Here is a 15,661-nt window from a genome sequence, read left to right on the forward strand (position 1 = left end):
CGATGCGGCGTCGGTTATTTCTGCCTGCAAATCATCTTTTCTCGCTGCGGTGAAATTTGGTGACTTATGTCACATAACCGTCATCGGCAGCGGGTTCGTTCTCTCTTCCAGTCCGACCTCCTTATTTTGTCCGGCAATGTGCTGCCGTCAGCCGCTGCCGTGCTGGCGGCCGGGCAATCGTTTGTATTGCCCGACGCGATTTTTTTGATATTTTGACAGAAGGCTGGCTTATGGTAGTCCTCATTGAATGCTGAATAGGATCGGGAAATGGCAAAGGTATCACTGGAAAAAGATAAGATTAAGTTCCTGCTGGTGGAAGGTGTCCATCAGAGCGCGCTGGAGAACCTGCGGGCTGCAGGCTATACCAACATCGAATTCCATAAGGGCGCACTGGACTCCGACGCGTTAAAAGCATCGATCCGTGATGCACACTTTATTGGTATCCGTTCCCGCTCCCAGCTCACTGAAGAGATTTTTGCGGCGGCTGAAAAGCTGGTCGCCGTTGGCTGTTTCTGTATCGGTACCAACCAGGTTGATCTGCAGGCGGCTGCCAGCCGGGGTATTCCCGTGTTCAATGCGCCGTTCTCAAATACCCGCTCGGTTGCGGAGCTGGTGATTGGTGAGATGCTGCTGATGCTGCGTGGCATCCCGGAAGCGAATGCGAAAGCACACCGTGGCATCTGGAATAAGATTGCCAAAGGCTCATTTGAAGCGCGTGGCAAAAAACTGGGTATTATCGGTTACGGCCATATCGGAATGCAGCTGGGCGTGCTGGCAGAAAGCCTGGGTATGCATGTTTTCTTCTACGACATTGAAAATAAGCTGCCGCTGGGTAATGCCACGCAGGTACGCCATCTGGCCGATCTCCTCAACATGAGCGATGTGGTCAGCCTGCACGTGCCGGAAACCGTCTCTACACAGGATATGATTGGTGCAGAGCAGCTGGCGCAGATGAAGCCTGGCGCGCTGCTGATTAACGCCTCACGCGGCACGGTGGTGGATATCCCGGCGCTGTGCGATGCGCTGGCCAGCAAGCATGTGGGTGGCGCAGCCATCGACGTCTTCCCGAGCGAGCCAGCTACCAACAGCGAGCCGTTTATCTCTCCACTGAGTGAGTTCGACAACGTGATCCTGACGCCGCACATTGGCGGCTCGACGGAAGAAGCGCAGGAGAACATCGGCATTGAAGTGGCGGGCAAGCTGGCGAAATACTCCGATAACGGCTCGACCCTGTCGGCGGTGAATTTCCCCGAAGTGTCACTGCCGATTCACGGTATCAGCGCCAGTCGTCTGCTGCATATCCATGAGAACCGCCCTGGCGTGCTGACGGCCATCAACCAGATTTTTGCCGAGCAGGGCATCAACATCGCCGCCCAGTATCTGCAAACCTCGCCGTTTATGGGCTATGTGGTGATCGACATTGATGCAGAGCCGGAAGTGGCTGAGAACGCGCTGCAACTGATGAAGGCGATTCCGGGTACCATTCGCGCCCGTCTGCTTTACTAAGCGCTACCAACCTGAACAGGCGCTTAGTCGCGTCTCTTCAGGTAGTTAATACAGGCTGTCCCGATTTGCTGTAAGACCGAGACTGCGAAGGGAACACGGTCAGATCGGAAAGATGCAAAAGCCGCCATCCATGGCATGCCCGGCCCGCGCGATTACGCACCTCATCCCTGAGGTGCGCCCGTAACCGGGCCAACGCGTTGCGTTGTTTAAAAACGCTCCCGGCGTTTTTATTCGGGCGGCGGGACGCTTTCCTCTTCTGACCATGTTCCCTGCGCGTTAAGCTATTTCATTGCTGCCAGATGCGCCCAGGTATGGGTTTTCACTTGTCTGCAAAAGCGACTCTTCTACTCCCACTGCCAGAGTTTTGATGGCGTCATTACCGCCGGCAAAGGCACATCCCATTCTGCCACCGGCAGGCTATCGACCTGCTGACAATCGTGTGCCAGGCCCACCGGCAAAAAACCGTGCTGCCGCCAGTTCTGCAGGGTGCGATCGTAGAAGCCGCCGCCCATCCCCAGACGCTGCCCATGCTGATCAAACGCCACCAGCGGCACCATCATCAGATCCAGTTGATCAAGGGTGATCACCTGCCGGATATCCAGCGGCGGTTCAGGAATGCGCAGCTTATTTTTGAGCAATGGGGTATCGGGCGAGTAGCGCAGAAACAACAAATTACCGGGAGAGAAGGGGTGTAAAACCGGCAGACAGACCGTTTTTTTCAGATGCCAGAGGCGGGCAATCAGCGGACGGGTATTGAGTTCGCCATCCACCGACAGAAAAAGGGCGATATTGCGCGCTTCAGTCACCGGGGCGTAGTTGAGCGCATGTTCAGCGAGCTGCTCAGCGGCCTGCGTTTGCTGCTCATCGGTAAGTGCCCGTCGCAGATGTCGCACATGCTGGCGAATCGCCTGACGCTGGGTCATTGAAGGTTCAGACATGGAAGGTTCAGACATGATTTCCCCGCCGGATAAGTCGCTGTTGAGCGACTATAACATGTCAGTCAGGGGAAAAAAGCAGGACTACAGGAAGAGAGATCTCCGAGATGCCGCCGTAGGCTGTAACCCTTGAACCCTTGGTTCAAGGTGAACATGCCGTCATAACCATCAGGCTTCTCGGACGAACCGAGCATGCACACAGGTTACGAGCGTCACATTCTGTTTTTTCGAAATATCGGCTCAGGGGACTGGCCCACATGCAAACATCTCAGAGAAAATTTACCTCACCGTTACTTAAGTATAGCAACCATGAAGTTTTATTCGAACTTCGCACCCTCACGCTCAGAGATGCGACCCTGCTCAACTAATGCCTGTTCAATCGTCTGCTGCAACATACGGATACGCTGTTCCATATTAGCAGCATAATCGCGCGTTTTCACTTTCTCTTGCGCCAGCTCGTGGCAGACGTTTAACGCGGCGATGAACACCAGTTGTTCTGTATTGGTGACTCTAGTGCGAACTTTTAGATCTTGCAACCGTTGATTGAGATCTTCAGCCGCGCTATTGAGCGCATCTTGCTGCTCTGGCGGACAATTTACTCTCAACGAACGACCAAAAATTTGTAAATCTACCGGTTGTGCAGACATGCCACCTTCCTGACTGATTACTTCGCTCGCAACTCCCTTAGCAGTCAATGGCTTGGGAGGCGGGCAACTATATAGACCCACGAAATAAGATACAACCCCTTTTCTGGAAACCTTGAGGCAGCTAGTGGTAGCATAACACGAACTTATTCTGCCAACGACGATGAAAACTTATGTCCTTACAGAACGCAACCCCCGATTACAACGCGCTCGCGGCGGTGCTCTCACAGCAGGGCGTTGGAATGACGCCCGCAGAAATGCACGGCCTGCTGAGCGGGATCCTCTGCGGTGGTAACCAGGACACCAGCTGGAAGACGCTGGTACACGATCTGGCTAACGAAGGCATGGCGTTTTCACACACTCTTGCCGTGCCGCTGGCGGAACTACACGAGCATACGGCGACTACGCTGGAAGATGAAGGCTTCCTGTTTCAGCTGCTGCTGCCTGCTGACGACGACATCACTGTATTTGACCGTGCCGACGCGCTGGCGGGCTGGGTTAACCATTTTCTGCTCGGCCTGGGCGTAACACAGCCTAAACTGGATAAAGTCACCGGCGAAACCGGCGAAGCAATCGATGATCTGCGCACCATCGCACAGCTCGGTTACGAAGAAGATGAAGACCAGGAGGAGCTGGAGCAGTCGCTGGAGGAGGTGATTGAGTATGTACGTGTCGCCGCGCTGCTGTGCCACGATACGTTCACCCGCCCGCAGCCAACCGCGCCAGAAGTGCAAAAACCGACGCTACACTAATTTCAGGTCAACGAGTTTAACCGGTCAGTTTACAGGGAGTGCAGAGATGATTTCACTGGAACGATTCCTGCAGCGTCGTCAGGCGCTGCTGGCGAAGATGGTGCCTGGCAGCGCAGCGTTAATCTTTGCTGCGCCAGAAGTGATGCGCAGTAATGACACCGAATATCCGTTCCGCCAGAGCAGCGACTTCTGGTATTTCACCGGTTTTAACGAGCCGCAGGCGTTGCTGGTGCTGATCAAAAGCGATGAGAATCATAACCACAGCGTGTTGTTTAATCGCGTGCGCGATCCTGCGGCGGAAACCTGGTCTGGCCGTCGCCTGGGTCAGGAGGCCGCACCCGACAAACTGGGCGTCGATCGCGCTTTACCCTGGAATGATATTGGTGACCAGCTGCACCTGCTGCTGAATGGCCTGGATGTGGTTTACCATGCGCAGGGCGAATATGCCCACGCGGACACACTGGTGTTCAGCGCGCTGGATAAGCTGCGTCGCGGCTTCCGCCAGCATCTCAGTGCGCCCGATACCCTCACTGACTGGCGTCCCTGGGTGCATGAGATGCGCCTGTTTAAAGATGCGGATGAGATTGAACTGTTACGTCGCGCCGGGAAAATCAGTGCACTGGCGCATACCCGCGCCATGCAAGCCTGTCGGCCAGGCCTGTTCGAGTATCAGCTCGAAGGGGAAATTCAGCACGAATTTAACCGTCACGGTGCGCGTTTTCCCTCCTATAACACCATTGTGGGTGCCGGAGTTAACGGCTGCATTCTGCACTACACCGAAAACGAAAGCGAAATGCGCGACGGCGATCTGGTGCTGATCGATGCAGGCTGTGAGTTCCACGGCTATGCAGGCGATATCACCCGCACCTTCCCGGTTAACGGCAAATTCAGCCCGGCGCAGCGCGCGATTTATGACATCGTGCTGGCTTGCCTCAATCGCTCGCTTGAACTGTTCCGGCCGGGCATCAGCATTCGTGAAGTGAATGATGAAGTGGTGCGCATCCTGGTCACCGGGCTGGTGGAGCTGGGCATCCTGGAGGGCGACGTCGATACATTGATCGCCGAGGAAGTCCATCGTCAGTTCTATATGCATGGCCTGGGCCACTGGCTGGGACTGGATGTTCACGATGTCGGCCACTACGGCACCCCGAGCCGCGACCGCGTACTGGAGCCGGGCATGGTGTTAACCGTCGAGCCGGGTCTTTATATCGCACCGGATGCCGACGTGCCCGCGCAGTATCGCGGCATTGGTATCCGAATCGAAGATGACATTGTGATCACTGAAGATGGCATTGAAAATCTCACCGACAGCGTCGTGAAAGAGGCGGATGAGATTGAAGCACTGATGGCGGCGGCAAAACAGGCATGACGATTCTGATTGCCGGTGGCGGCATGACCGGGGCGACGCTGGCGATGGCGATCTCCCATCTGACCCAGGGCACACTGCCGGTAACGCTGATTGAAAGCAGCGAGCCTGGCAGTCGGGCGCATCCCGGTTTCGATGGCCGCGCTATTGCGCTCTCTGCCGGTACCTGCCAGCAGCTTGCGGACATCAATCTGTGGCAGCACATCGCCCGTTGTGCCACGCCGATTACCGACATCCATGTCTCCGATCGCGGTCACGCCGGTTTTGTGTCGCTGGCGGCGTCTGACTACGCTATTCCGGCGCTGGGACAGGTTGTCGAGCTGTTTGACGTCGGTCAGCGTCTGTTTGCGGAACTGAAAAAAGCACCCGGCGTAACGCTGCGCTGTCCGGCTCGTGTCATCCAGGCTAACCGCCATGAGCAGCAGGTTGAGGTGACGCTGGACAGTGGCGAACAACTCAGCGGCAAACTGCTGGTGGCGGCGGATGGCACGCGCTCTGCGCTGGCGGCTTCGTGCGGCATTCAGTGGCAAAGAGACGACTATGAACAGCTTGCCGTGATTGCCAATGTCTCCACCGCGCTGCCTCATCAGGGCCGGGCATTTGAACGTTTTACCGAACATGGCCCGCTGGCGCTGTTGCCGATGTCCGGCAATCGCCTGTCGCTGGTCTGGTGTCATCCGGTTTCGCAGCGTGAACGCATTGAGCAGTGGAGCGAGGCCGAATTCCTCAGCCAGCTGCAGCGTGCCTTTGGCTGGCGGCTGGGGAAATTCACCCACACCGGCCAGCGTGAGTATTACCCGCTGGCGCTGCACCGGGCGATGTCGCCAGTGACGCATCGCGTGGCGGTAGTGGGCAATGCGGCGCAGACGCTACATCCGATTGCCGGGCAGGGCTTCAACCTGGGCCTGCGCGATGTGATGTCGCTGGCTGAAACGCTGGCAGCCGCCCATCGGCAGCAGCAGGACCCCGGCAGCTATGCGGTGCTGCATCATTATCAGCAGCGTCGTCAGCCCGACCGCGCCGCCACCATCGGTATCACCGACGGACTGGTTCGCGTCTTTGCGAATCGCTATGGCCCGCTGGTGGCAGGACGTAACCTGGGCCTGCTGGCGATGGATCATCTGCCGTGGTTAAGAAATCAACTGGCTGAGCGCACGCTTGGCTGGGTTAAGCGTTAATAAAGAGGCTCAGATGCAAACTTTTGATGTGGTGATTGCCGGTGGCGGTATGGTGGGACTGGCGGTGGCCTGCGGCTTGCAGGGCAGCGGACTGCGCATCGCCGTACTGGAAAAATCACCGGAGCCACCGCTGGCGCTGAGTGCGTCACCGTCAGTTCGCGTGTCGGCAATCAATGCCGCCAGCGAACGGCTGCTGCAGAAGCTGGATGTCTGGTCGACCATTCTCTCGCTGCGCGCCAGCGCTTATCACGGCATGGAAGTATGGGATAAGGACAGCTTCGGCTCCATCGCCTTTGATGATGAGCAGCAGGGCCTGTCGCATCTGGGACATATCATCGAAAACCCGGTGATCCACAATGCGCTCTGGCAACGTGCCAGCGCCTGCAGCGACGTGACGATAATGGCACCTTCGCAGTTACAGCAGGTCGCGTTTGGTGACAACGAAGCCTTTGTTACTCTGCAGGATGGCAGCATGTTAAGTGCGCGATTAATGATTGCCGCTGACGGCGCTAACTCCTGGCTACGCAACAAAGCCGATATTCCGCTGACCTTCTGGGATTACGATCACCATGCGTTAGTGGCTAATGTCCGCACTGAGAAGCCGCACGACGCAGTAGCGCGCCAGGTGTTCCATGGCGACGGCATTCTGGCTTTCCTGCCGATGCAGGATCCGCATCTCAGTTCCATCGTCTGGTCGCTCTCGCCGCAGGAAGCGAGCCGTCTGGAAACCATGCCGGAAGCGCTGTTCAATCAGCAGCTCTCGGTGGCGTTTGATATGCGGCTCGGCCTGTGCCAGCTGGAAAGCGAGCGCAAATCGTTTCCGCTGGTGGCGCGCTATGCCCGCAACTTCGCGGCACACCGTCTGGCGCTGGTGGGCGATGCGGCTCACACCATTCATCCGCTGGCGGGTCAGGGCGTTAACCTTGGGTTTATGGATGCCGCCGAGCTGATCGGTGAGATTCGCCGTCTGCATCAGCAGGGCAAAGATATTGGTCAGCACCTCTATCTGCGTCGCTATGAGCGCAGCCGTAAGCACAGCGCCGCAATGATGCTGGCGGGAATGCAGGGCTTCCGTGAAATGTTCGCAGGCAATAATCCGGCGAAAAAATTGCTGCGCGACGTGGGTCTGAAACTGGCTGACCGCCTGCCGGGTGTTAAACCCATGATGCTGAAGCAGGCGATGGGGCTGAATGATCTGCCCGCCTGGCTACGCTAAATTCGCCCTTCTGATAAGCCAGCTTCTGCTGGCTTTTTTTACGCCTGACACCGCTCTGCACCACAAAAAGGCAACGCTGCACCAGCACAGGTCTTCGTTTGATTTATTCTAATTTTGCGGGCGAATTCGCATTACTTTTTCTCATTCTTCTGTCCGCTGGGCGCGGGATTTTTTTAACATCCTGAATGCCATCCCGCATAAATTTGCTGCGTATATTTAAATTCCCTGCATTTATTGCGCGATTAATCACAAAATTGCAGTTTTATATCCTGTTGGTAGCCGTTCCTGGTTAGGCTGTGCCTCTGCTTTCGACCCCGGTTTGCTTATGGTTAATCGTCAGATTCGGTGGTAACGTCAGCCCTAAGAGAACGTTTGCGTCGGCACTGAATTCCGGCGCACTTTTGCACTCACTCGCTTCTGCACAGGATGGTTATGACTCAGCAAACACCTCTGTTTGAACAGCATCAGGCCTGCGGTGCCCGCATGGTGGATTTTCATGGCTGGATGATGCCGCTGCACTATGGCTCCCAGATGGATGAACATCATGTGGTGCGCACCGACGCCGGTATGTTTGATGTCTCTCACATGACCATCGTCGACCTGACAGGCCCGCGTACCCGTGAATTCCTGCGCTACCTGCTGGCAAATGATGTGGCAAAACTGACCCAGCCAGGCAAAGCGCTCTACACCGGGATGCTGAATGCCTCGGGTGGCGTCATTGACGATTTAATTGTTTACTTTATGAGCGAAGAGTTCTTCCGGCTGGTGGTGAACTCTGCCACCCGTGAAAACGATCTCGCCTGGATCACGCAACACGCGCAGGGCTATGGCATTACTCTGACGGAACGCGACGACCTGGCGCTGATTGCCGTGCAGGGTCCGCAGGCGCAGCAGAAGGCTCAGACGCTGTTCAGCGAGGAGCAGCGTCAGGCCGTTGCCGGCATGAAGCCATTTTTCGGCGTGCAGGCGGGCGACCTGTTTATCGCCACCACCGGCTATACCGGCGAAGCGGGATATGAGATTGCTATGCCTGCAGAGGAGGCGGCCGATTTCTGGCAGCGTCTTCTGGCTGCTGGCGTTAAACCTGCCGGACTGGGCGCACGTGACACGCTGCGTCTGGAAGCGGGTATGAATCTGTATGGTCAGGAGATGGATGAAGGCGTTTCACCGCTGGCTGCCAACATGGGCTGGACGGTCTGCTGGGAACCTGCTGACCGCGATTTCATCGGCCGGGAAGCGCTGGAACTGCAGCGTGAACGCGGTACCGAAAAGCTGGTGGGGCTGATCCTCACTGAAAAAGGGGTGCTGCGTAACGGCTTGCCGGTGCGTTTCACCGATGACCAGGGGCAGCCGCAGGAGGGGATCATCACCAGTGGCTCTTTCTCACCGACGCTGGGTTGCAGCATCGCCCTGGCGCGCGTACCGGCCTCAGTCGGCAGCACCGCCATCGTTGAGATCCGTAACCGCCAGATGCCGGTCCAGGTTACCCGTCCCGTTTTTGTCCGCGCCGGTAAACCGGTCGCTCAGTAAATTTTATTCAGGAGAAATGGCCAATGAGCAATGTGCCGAATACGTTGAAGTACCGCGACAGCCACGAGTGGGTGCGCAAAGAAGAAGATGGCAGCTACACCGTGGGTATCACTGAACACGCGCAGGAGCTACTGGGCGACATGGTGTTTGTCGATCTGCCGGAAGTGGGCGCGACGTTTGCCGCTGGTGAAGAGTGCGCGGTCGCGGAATCCGTTAAAGCGGCTTCAGATATCTATGCGCCGATCAGCGGTGAGATTGTGGCGGTCAACGAAGCACTGACTGACTCACCGGAGCAGGTCAACAGCGAGCCTTATGAAGGCGGCTGGTTATTCAAAATCAAAGCCAGCGACGCGTCTGAAATCGACACGCTGCTGGATGCGGATGCTTACAAAGCCTCCATCGACGAGTAGTCGTCAGGCGGCCTCACACAGAGGCCGCAGATTTATGTTTGCTCTCCGGTTCCCCCAGCCCGATTCAGGATTTACTGCTAATGACTCAGACTCTCAGCCAGCTTGAACACAACGGTGCATTCATTGAGCGCCATATCGGTCCTTCACCTGAGCAGCAGGCGCAGATGCTTGACGCTATTGGTGCCCGTTCGCTGGAAGCGTTAATCAGCACGATTGTGCCGGCAGACATTCAGCTGCCAGGCCCGCCAGCGGTTGGCGAAGCCGCCACTGAACAGCAGGCTCTGGCCGAACTGAAAGCGATTGCCAGCCAGAATCTGCGTTACAAATCCTGGATCGGTATGGGATACAGCGCGGTGATCACCCCGCCGGTCATCCTGCGTAATATGCTGGAGAATCCGGGCTGGTACACCGCCTATACTCCGTATCAGCCCGAGGTCTCCCAGGGCCGTCTGGAAGCGCTGCTGAACTTCCAGCAGCTGACGCTGGATCTTACCGGCATGGATATCGCGTCCGCCTCACTACTGGACGAAGCAACCGCTGCCGCTGAAGCGATGGCGATGGCAAAACGCGTCAGTAAGCTCAAAAATGCCAATAAATTCTTCATTGCCGATGATATCCATCCGCAGACGCTGGATGTGGTCCGCACCCGTGCGGAGACGTTCGGTTTCGAACTGATTATTGATAGCGCGGACAAAGCACCCGATCATGACGACCTGTTTGGTGTGCTGCTGCAACAGGTGGGCACTACCGGCGAAGCGCACGATTACAGCGCGCTGATTGCCGGACTGAAAGCCCGCAAAGTGGTGGTCAGCGTGGCGGCGGACTTTATGTCGCTGGTGTTACTGGAAGCGCCAGGCAAACAGGGTGCAGATATTGTCTTTGGTTCAGCTCAGCGCTTCGGCGTGCCAATGGGCTACGGCGGCCCTCACGCGGCATTCTTCGCCAGCCGCGACGAGCATAAACGCTCTATGCCAGGCCGTATCATTGGTGTTTCACGTGATGCGGCGGGCAACACGGCGCTGCGTATGGCGATGCAGACCCGTGAACAACATATCCGCCGTGAAAAGGCCAACTCCAACATCTGTACGTCGCAGGTGCTGCTGGCAAACATCGCCGGTCTCTATGCGGTGTTCCACGGCCCGGCGGGCCTGAAACGCATTGCCTCACGCATTCATCGCTTCACCAACATTCTGGCGGCTGGGCTGCAACAGGGCGGCCTGAAGCTGCGCCATCAGCACTGGTTCGATACGCTGACGGTGGAAGTGGCGGATAAAGCCGCCGTGCTGAACCGCGCCCTGAGCTTTGGCGTTAACCTGCGTAGCGACATCCATAACGCCGTGGGCATCACGCTGGATGAAACCACCTGCCGCGAAGATATTCTGGCGCTGTTTGCCATTCTGCTGGGTGATGAACACGGTCAGGACCTGGAAAAGCTCGACAGCGAAGTGGCCAGCGAGAGCCACGCGATTCCTGCTGGCCTGCAACGCCACAGCGAGATCCTGACCCATCCGGTGTTCAACCGTCATCACAGCGAAACCGAGATGATGCGCTACATGCACAGCCTGGAGAAAAAGGATCTGGCGCTGAATCAGGCGATGATCCCGCTGGGCTCCTGCACCATGAAGCTCAATGCCGCGGCAGAGATGATCCCGATCACCTGGCCGGAATTTGCGGAGCTGCATCCATTCTGCCCGGCTGAACAGGCTACCGGCTATCTGCAGATGATCGGCCAGCTTTCGCAGTGGCTGGTGCAGCTCACCGGCTATGATGCGCTCTGTATGCAGCCAAACTCCGGCGCGCAGGGTGAATATGCCGGACTGCTGGCGATCCGTCGTTATCACGAAAGCCGTGGCGAGGGCGATCGTCATCTCTGCCTGATCCCAAGCTCGGCGCACGGGACTAACCCGGCCTCAGCCCAGATGGCGGGCATGGACGTGGTGGTGGTGGCCTGCGATAAACAGGGCAACATCGACCTTGGCGATCTGCGCGAGAAAGCGGCTCAGGCGGGCGACAGGCTCTCCTGCATCATGGTGACTTACCCGTCAACTCATGGCGTTTATGAAGAGACCATTCGCGAAGTGTGCCAGATCGTGCATCAGTATGGCGGTCAGGTTTATCTGGATGGCGCGAACATGAATGCGCAGGTCGGCATCACCACGCCTGGCTATATCGGCGCGGATGTCTCGCACCTGAATCTGCATAAAACCTTCTGCATTCCGCACGGCGGCGGCGGTCCGGGTATGGGACCGATTGGCGTCAAAGCGCACCTGGCTCCGTTTGTGCCGGGACACAGCGTGGTGCAGATTGACGGTGTGCTGACGCAGCAGGGCGCCGTATCCGCAGCGCCGTTTGGCAGTGCATCCATTCTGCCAATCAGCTGGATGTACATTCGCATGATGGGCGCGGAAGGGCTGAAACAGGCCAGTTCGGTCGCGATTCTGAATGCCAACTATATTGCCCGCCGGCTGCAGTCTGCCTATCCGGTGCTCTACACCGGCCGTGACGGTCGCGTGGCGCACGAATGTATTCTCGACATCCGTCCGCTGAAAGAGCAGACCGGCATCAGTGAGCTGGATATTGCTAAGCGCCTGATCGATTACGGATTCCACGCACCAACGATGTCCTTCCCGGTGGCGGGCACCCTGATGGTGGAGCCGACCGAATCGGAAAGCAAAATCGAACTGGATCGCTTTATCGACGCGATGCTGGCGATCCGCATGGAGATTGATCGGGTGACGTCAGGTGAATGGCCGCTGAACGACAACCCACTGGTTAATGCGCCGCATACTCAGCTGGAAATCGTCAGTGAGTGGTCACATCCTTACAGCCGTGAACTGGCAGTCTTCCCGGCGGGCAGCCACAACAAATACTGGCCGACGGTAAAACGTCTGGATGATGTGTTTGGCGACCGTAATCTCTTCTGCTCCTGCGTGCCGATGAGCGACTATCAGTAATTTTCCCGCAGGCAAACGTTAACCATAAAGGGGCCGATTCGTCGGCCCTTTGTACTGGAGAATCAGCATGAAACTGGCACTGGTTACGGGTGGCAGCCGCGGTATCGGGCGGGCCACAGCGCTGTTACTGGCCGCCCGGGGTTATCGGGTTGCGGTGAACTACCGTCAGCGCGAAGCGGAAGCTCAACAGGTGGTGGCGCAGATCCGGCAGCAGGGCGGTGAAGCCTTTGCTGTTCAGGCAGATATCAGTGATGAAGCCCAGGTGATGGCGATGTTTGCGCAGCTCGACCAGCAGTCCGAACCGCTGGCGTTGCTGGTGAACAACGCCGGGATTTTGTTTCAGCAGTGTCGCACCGAGCAGCTGGATGCGGCACGCCTGCATAAGGTCTTTGCCACCAACGTGATTGGGTCTTTTCTCTGCTGTCGTGAGGCGGTTAAGCGGATGGGCACGCATCACGGCGGCCAGGGCGGCTCCATCGTCAACGTCTCATCGGCCGCGTCGCGTACCGGTGCGCCTGGCGAATATGTCGATTACGCCGCTTCAAAAGGGGCGATGGACACGCTGACCAGAGGATTGTCGCTGGAAGTGGCGCAGCAGGGGATTCGGGTCAACGGCGTACGTCCGGGATTTATCTATACAGAGATGCATGCCGATGGCGGAGAGCCAGGCAGAGTGGACAGGCTTGCCAGCGTGATCCCGATGGGACGCGGCGGTGAAGCAGAAGAGGTGGCGGAAGCGATCGTCTGGCTGGCCAGCGACGCGGCCTCTTACGTCACCGGCAGCATCATTGACGCTGCCGGTGGGCGTTAACTCACTTCGCCGCTGATGCGGCGTGATGACTTACAGGTTTTCGCCGTTACTGGCGATAACCTGCTGATACCAGCTGAAACTCTTTTTCTTCCCACGAGAAAAATCGCCGCTGCCATCATCGTTTTTATTCACATGAATAAAGCCGTAACGTTTGTCGTACTGGCCGGTGGTAAACGAGACGCAATCGAGGCAGCCCCACGGCGTATAGCCCATTAATTCAACACCATCGTACGCCACAGCTTTCTTCATCTCTTCGATATGCGCACGCAGATAGTCGATGCGGTAATCATCTTCAATTACGCCATTGGCGTTTGGCTTATCGATAGCACCAAAGCCGTTTTCAACAATAAACAGCGGCTTCTGGTAACGCTCATACAGCTCGTTCATGGCGTAGCGCAGGCCAACCGGATCGATCTGCCAGCCCCAGTCGGACGCTTTCACATGCGGGTTTTTCACCACACCTTCAAAGCCGGTGATCGGATCGTCAACGCCGCTGGCATCGGTCTTCACTGCGTTGCTCATGTAGTAACTGAAACCGACATAGTCTGCACAGCCCTGGCGCAGCGTCTCGGCATCATCCGCTTCCATCTGAATGTCGTAACCCTTGCGCGCCCACTCTTTCAGGGTGTAGGCCGGATAGTAGCCGCGCATCTGCACGTCACTGAACACATAGCGCTGATGCATCGATTCCTGCGCCAGCACCACATCGTCCGGGTGGCAGGAGAAGGGATAGACCGGCACCATGGCGATCATGCAGCCAATCTGAAAATCAGGATTGATGTCGTGGCCGAGTTTCACCACTTTTGCACTGGCAACAAACTGGTGGTGCATCACCTGATACATCGCCTGTTCCGGTTTCTCATGTTCGGTAAAGATCACACCTGAACAGCAGTAACCAAACAGCGGATACTGCCAGTTACGCTGGTTGTTGATCTCATTGAAAGTCATCCAGTATTTCACTTTGCTTTTATAGCGGTTCAGCACCACTTCGCTGAAGCGCACAAAGAAGTCGACCACTTTGCGGTTGTGCCAGCCACCATACTCTTTGACCAGGTGATAAGGCATTTCGAAGTGCGAAAGGGTGATGACCGGTTCAATGCCATACTTCAGCAGTTCATCAAACAGGTCGTCATAGAATTGCAGGCCCGCTTCGTTGGGCTGTTGCTCGTCACCGTTAGGGAAGATACGGGTCCAGGCAATCGAGGTTCGGAAACATTTGAAGCCCATCTCGGCAAACAGCGCGACATCCTGTTTGTAGTGGGAGTAAAACTCCACACCCTTGTGGTTTGGGTAGAAATGACCCGGCTGCACGCCGTCGGTGATCACCCGGTCAACGCCGTGTGAACCGCCAGTCATCACGTCAGCAATGCTGACGCCTTTGCCGCCCTGATCCCAGCCGCCTTCAACCTGATGCGCTGCCACCGCTCCGCCCCAAAGAAAGCCTTTTGGTAACTGCAATTCTGCACTCATGCTTCACCCCATTACGGATATTGAAATTGAGCTGAGTGTAGCAAGGCAATAATGAAAGTCACGATATAACAGCGCGGCAATAATTACGTTTGTTACATCCAAAAAACAGGCTGTTTTATTTCCCCAGCTGGCGGCCGATTGCTTCAATAATATAGGTCACTGGCACCTGAGTCGTAATGTCGGAATTGTCCGCCATACGGATGATGGGCACATGGTAGCAGAGGTTGAAATCACCGATCTTCGCCAGCGAGCAGCTTTCCGTGTTGGTTATCGCAATGATTTTGCACTTATTCAGGCTGAACTGGCTGGCAATGCGCAGGATCTCTTCCGTTTCGCCGGAAACCGATAAAATAATGGCAATGGCGTTTTCATAGAGATCGGGACTGACCGGATAATAGGGATCGTCAATCGCGTGGCTGAATTTACCGAGGTTAGAGAAAAAGCGTGCGCCATATTTTGCCAGACTGCCGGAGGTGCCGACGCCAATAAAGAAGACCCGCTCAGCCTGATTAATCTTCTGCGCGGCCTCAGCGATGAGCTGTTCAAACTCCGGATTATTGATGCTCTTAAAAAAGCTCAGCATTTCACTGACGCCCGCCGTGTTGAGCATTGGCGCACTTTGCTGTTCGTTTAAGCGCAGGCGGATGCGGAATTCCGACCAGCCTTCACAGCCCATCTTGCGACAGAAACGCAGCACGGTGGTGGTGGAGACGCCAGCCTGCTCAGCCAGCTCGCGGATCGTCATGTAGCTGACGCCTTCGCGGTGCTTAATGATGAACTGATAGACCTGCATTTCCAGATCGTTAAGGCGGGCGAGATCGCTATGCGAAAACATGAATGACTCATTGAACAGTTGACTGGCGGCCAGTTTACCAGATTCATCACCCGG

13 protein-coding genes and 1 other RNA gene are annotated in these 15,661 nt (G+C 56.6%); 9 read left to right on the forward strand and 5 right to left on the reverse strand.

What is annotated here, in order from left to right; translation table 11 throughout:
- Window positions 1-267 precede the first annotated feature (267 nt).
- On the forward strand, window positions 268-1,506 hold the full coding sequence (gene serA, locus ACX8ZY_RS04135) for a phosphoglycerate dehydrogenase (protein ID WP_010248817.1): 1,239 nt from the start codon (window positions 268-270) through the stop codon (window positions 1,504-1,506).
- A 344-nt stretch (window positions 1,507-1,850) separates the two neighbouring features.
- Here serA and ACX8ZY_RS04140 read toward each other — a convergent pair whose 3' ends face one another.
- From ACX8ZY_RS04140 to zapA, 3 genes are all read right to left on the reverse strand, one after another.
- Window positions 1,851-2,444: a 5-formyltetrahydrofolate cyclo-ligase gene (locus ACX8ZY_RS04140; protein WP_010671060.1), complete on the reverse strand. Its 594-nt coding sequence runs from the start codon at window positions 2,442-2,444 to the stop codon at window positions 1,851-1,853.
- A 92-nt stretch (window positions 2,445-2,536) separates the two neighbouring features.
- Window positions 2,537-2,719, reverse strand: a non-coding RNA gene (ssrS, locus tag ACX8ZY_RS04145) — 6S RNA.
- A 39-nt stretch (window positions 2,720-2,758) separates the two neighbouring features.
- Entirely contained in the window at window positions 2,759-3,088 is a 330-nt protein-coding gene (gene zapA / locus ACX8ZY_RS04150) for a cell division protein ZapA (RefSeq protein WP_008925677.1), read from the reverse strand.
- 170 nt (window positions 3,089-3,258) lie between these two features.
- On the opposite strand from zapA, the gene ACX8ZY_RS04155 reads away from it, so the two are divergent.
- The 8 genes from ACX8ZY_RS04155 to ACX8ZY_RS04190 all read left to right on the forward strand — a co-directional run bounded on the left by ACX8ZY_RS04155 (window position 3,259) and on the right by ACX8ZY_RS04190 (window position 13,302).
- Window positions 3,259-3,837, forward strand: a complete 579-nt coding sequence (locus ACX8ZY_RS04155) for a YecA/YgfB family protein (protein WP_022623836.1) — start codon at window positions 3,259-3,261, stop codon at window positions 3,835-3,837.
- Between the two features lie 46 nt (window positions 3,838-3,883).
- Complete coding sequence (gene pepP / locus ACX8ZY_RS04160; RefSeq protein ID WP_158131397.1) at window positions 3,884-5,206, forward strand: Xaa-Pro aminopeptidase; 1,323 nt, start codon at window positions 3,884-3,886, stop codon at window positions 5,204-5,206.
- A complete protein-coding gene (gene ubiH / locus ACX8ZY_RS04165; protein ID WP_158131398.1) occupies window positions 5,203-6,381 on the forward strand; it encodes a 2-octaprenyl-6-methoxyphenyl hydroxylase in 1,179 nt (392 codons plus the stop codon). The genes pepP and ubiH overlap by 4 nt, the downstream gene beginning before the upstream one ends.
- Before the next feature lie 13 nt (window positions 6,382-6,394).
- Window positions 6,395-7,597, forward strand: coding sequence for an FAD-dependent 2-octaprenylphenol hydroxylase (gene ubiI, locus ACX8ZY_RS04170; protein WP_010671056.1), 1,203 nt, complete (start codon window positions 6,395-6,397; stop codon window positions 7,595-7,597).
- Window positions 7,598-8,029: 432 nt separating this feature from the next.
- On the forward strand, window positions 8,030-9,127 hold the full coding sequence (gene gcvT, locus ACX8ZY_RS04175; RefSeq protein WP_010671055.1) for a glycine cleavage system aminomethyltransferase GcvT: 1,098 nt from the start codon (window positions 8,030-8,032) through the stop codon (window positions 9,125-9,127).
- A gap of 23 nt (window positions 9,128-9,150) precedes the next feature.
- Window positions 9,151-9,537 carry a glycine cleavage system protein GcvH gene (gene gcvH, locus ACX8ZY_RS04180; protein ID WP_010248802.1) on the forward strand — a complete coding sequence of 129 codons (387 nt, stop codon included), beginning with the start codon at window positions 9,151-9,153 and terminating at the stop codon, window positions 9,535-9,537.
- Between the two features lie 80 nt (window positions 9,538-9,617).
- Window positions 9,618-12,491: an aminomethyl-transferring glycine dehydrogenase gene (gene gcvP, locus ACX8ZY_RS04185; RefSeq protein ID WP_172608876.1), complete on the forward strand. Its 2,874-nt coding sequence runs from the start codon at window positions 9,618-9,620 to the stop codon at window positions 12,489-12,491.
- A 67-nt stretch (window positions 12,492-12,558) separates the two neighbouring features.
- Window positions 12,559-13,302, forward strand: a complete 744-nt coding sequence (locus ACX8ZY_RS04190; protein ID WP_061902050.1) for an SDR family oxidoreductase — start codon at window positions 12,559-12,561, stop codon at window positions 13,300-13,302.
- A gap of 30 nt (window positions 13,303-13,332) precedes the next feature.
- Here the strand turns inward: ACX8ZY_RS04190 and ACX8ZY_RS04195 are convergent, their stop codons facing one another.
- Both ACX8ZY_RS04195 and ACX8ZY_RS04200 read right to left on the reverse strand, forming a co-directional pair.
- Window positions 13,333-14,772: a 6-phospho-beta-glucosidase gene (locus tag ACX8ZY_RS04195; protein ID WP_029519408.1), complete on the reverse strand. Its 1,440-nt coding sequence runs from the start codon at window positions 14,770-14,772 to the stop codon at window positions 13,333-13,335.
- A gap of 115 nt (window positions 14,773-14,887) precedes the next feature.
- Window positions 14,888-15,607, reverse strand: coding sequence for a MurR/RpiR family transcriptional regulator (locus ACX8ZY_RS04200; RefSeq protein WP_010248792.1), 720 nt, complete (start codon window positions 15,605-15,607; stop codon window positions 14,888-14,890).
- Window positions 15,608-15,661 lie beyond the last annotated feature (54 nt).

Source organism: Pantoea sp. XAF26B01_ASV70, from assembly GCF_054512635.1.